Below are 2,913 nucleotides of genomic sequence, written 5' to 3' on the forward strand. Positions count from 1 at the left end.
GATTTAACTGAGAGGTGCGGGGAATAATATCCCCCATCGACTCAACCAAGACTTGGAAGTATAAAAAATGGCATTTGATACAGCGATGAAAATATTTGAACTATCCAAAAAGTTTCCTGTAGAAGAGAGATATTCGTTGACTCTGCCCTCCTGCCCCTGCTCTCTCTACCCTTCCCGTATTTTTGGGAAAGTAGTAGCTTTATCCACTACTGCTGGAACTGATACTTGTGTTCGTAGCTGCCGGGTTTGCTCGATAATTTGATCTATGTCTTCTTGGGATAAACGCTGGACATAGTTGAGTTTGATTTCCTCTAAAAAGTCAAAAAGTAAACTCTGAATTTCTGAAAGTACGTGTTTTTCCTTTATTTCAGATCCTAAGGCGTCGCTGAAGCTTTGTACCAGTTGACTGGTGAGTTTCGCCCCTACAGGGTCTTCAACAGCACTAACTAAAGTTTTGTAAAGATTAGTTGTAATTTGGGTCGCCAGTTGTTCACTTAACTGGGTTTGGGCTTGTCCCACCCCAGGGAGGTTCTGGAGGTTGCGGTAGACGGGGACTTGATGGAAGACGGTTTCGATGTTGTGGCACAAAATGGCAACGATCGCAGGTTGAATTTTGGGTAGCACTTGGTAAACAATTGTTTTTACCAAAAGACCTGCGATCGCTTCCACTTCATTCACATTATTAATATCTATGTAGGGACGTAAATTTTCCTGTTGTGAGAGCCAGCGCATTAACTCACCTCGCTGAATTGAACCCTGAACCTGATTAATTACCCTTACCACTACAATTTCTGTGAGTTCTTCGGCAAAATTGGCAACAATCCCCTGATTAATTTGCTTTCGTACTGGATGCAGCTCCAATAACCGCGCTTGATCAAGGCGAATTAATACAGGTATGATTCGCAACCCCCGCCAAAATGGCAGTAGTAAAAATAAATCATACCAACGCCACAATACTGCTTCCAACCAGCTAAAACCAGGATGTTGGCGTCTGAGAACGAAGGTTCGCCCCAGCAATTCTACGCCAAATAAAATCACAAAGGGTAAGTCAATTTCCCAGAAATTATCAACAAATTCGCCATTTTCACCGATTTGGCGGTAGTAGTTAGAGGCAATCAAAGGGCGGATGCTCTGGTTGAAAAAATTAATTTCTTTAACCCAGCCATTTTGTGATATATAAGGCTGACTCCAAAAAGTGGCAAAGGACTGTTTTGCTGATTCGTTACCGATGTGCGATCGCATCCGCTTTTTGATTTTTTCTAGAGTACCACTCTTGTTCACTCCCGCAAATGGGTTAGTGTCAATCATCTCGTTGCTCAGACGCCTTATTTCCTCTAGCCTGCTATTTACCTGAGGCGACTGTAATCCTGTTTGGCTGACTTGTTCTTCTAATGCCTTTACTAGTTCTAAATAATTTTTCGTCTCTCGATGGGGTTCAATACCTTTTATTGGGTCATAAATCTCAATAATTTGGGGAAGTTTTCGCAAGTAGAAATCTCGCCAAGGTACGTAACTTAAATCAAACAAAACTAAACCTAAATTTACGGTGGCAGTAATTGCCATAAATCTTTCAAACCAAAGATTACGCTGCTTAGAAGATTTTATATTTTTCATTTTTTGTCATATATTATACGCTTTTTGGATATTTGGAATATAGCGTTTCTCGTTTGCATCCAATACACTCTGACCTCACTTCCATTCTTCTCTCCTCAAAGGAGGAGCCACCGCGTTGGGGAGCCAGCGCGGGCACAGGGGGTTTCCACGCCACTTGACGGCAGTTGCTTCTCAAGACAGGAGACGCGCAAGGGACAAGTTGGAAAACCGCTTGGGCGCACTGCCTCCTTTATGCCTCTTAACCCGTCTACCGCAGTGGCTCCCTATGAGCGACTGGCGTCCGATGCCGAAGCTTTGAATCTTACTCCCCAACGCTACAAGGGTTGGGGCTGTTCTTGTTAGGTCTGTATTCAACTCAACTCAGAAGCGCACAAATGTACGCCCCTACTTTAATTTAGTGTTTAAGGAGTGTATTCGATTCAAATGATAACCGCTGTATCTCTGCTAATACAAGATACTTCTTTTGATGGATGACACAAATTAGTTTTTGTAAACTTAGTTAAATTTGACAAAAATAAATCATAAATTATTCAAAAATCATTAAAAAATAGCGAAAAAAGTTATTAAACAAACTTAAAATGCAGCTGTTAACCTTTATAATCCTGCTGATTTAATCCAAAGGAGTTTTAAATATGTGGTGTGGGTTTGGAAAATCAAGCGCGACTTTTGCAGCTACCTGCCTGATAACTGCTAGTTTGGTAAGTGCAGACACAGGTTTCGCGGCCTCTCAACGTAGCTATACGCCACAGCAATTTCGTGCTGTGTTGCGAGGATTAGGCTATAACGTCAAGCTAACAAATACACCTTTGACGGATGATCAAACTAAAAAGGCAATTCGTGAATTTCAAACGGGGTATAAGCTACAACCAGTTGATGGGATAGCAGGACGAAAAACCCAAGATTTTGCTGCTAACATCATAAAAATTCTGCAAACGAATTTGAATGCAGTGGTGAAGCCAAATCCTCCCCTTCCCCGCGATTATTTTTATGGTTCCCGCACGGAAGCAGTGGTGAAGGAGTATCAGAAGAAATATCAGTTGCAAGAAACTGGAATTGCTAATTTAGCACTCCGCCAAAAGTTGAATGAAGAAGCAAAGACAGTCTTCAGTCAGCCGACGGCTACACCGACGCCTACGCCAAGAGGTACGCCAAGAGCTACGCCAAGAGCTACGCCAAGAGCTACACCGACGGCTACGCCAACAGCTACACCAAAGACTACACAAAAAAATACAACAACCACTAACACAACAGCTAAGAAAACATAAAAAAACACAACTACGCAAACGAGTACAACGACAT

Annotated in this window: 2 protein-coding genes and 1 pseudogene; 2 read left to right on the forward strand and 1 reads right to left on the reverse strand. The window is 42.2% G+C overall.

Annotation, left to right across the window (positions count from 1 at the left end):
* Positions 1–28: 28 nt before the first annotated feature.
* A pseudogene (locus tag Q0541_RS18975) lies at positions 29–142 on the forward strand (four helix bundle protein); the annotation flags it as partial.
* A 23-nt stretch (positions 143–165) separates the two neighbouring features.
* On the opposite strand, the gene Q0541_RS18980 reads toward Q0541_RS18975, so the two are convergent.
* The gene (locus Q0541_RS18980) at positions 166–1,614 is read right to left on the reverse strand and encodes a hypothetical protein (protein ID WP_298913546.1); all 1,449 of its coding nucleotides are present in this window, start codon (positions 1,612–1,614) and stop codon (positions 166–168) included.
* 632 nt (positions 1,615–2,246) lie between these two features.
* On the opposite strand from Q0541_RS18980, the gene Q0541_RS18985 reads away from it, so the two are divergent.
* Positions 2,247–2,879, forward strand: coding sequence for a peptidoglycan-binding protein (locus Q0541_RS18985; protein ID WP_298913548.1), 633 nt, complete (start codon positions 2,247–2,249; stop codon positions 2,877–2,879).
* The last annotated feature ends 34 nt before the right edge of the window (positions 2,880–2,913 follow it).

It is taken from the genome of uncultured Nostoc sp. (genome assembly GCF_937863485.1).
GTDB lineage: Bacteria > Cyanobacteriota > Cyanobacteriia > Cyanobacteriales > Nostocaceae > Nostoc.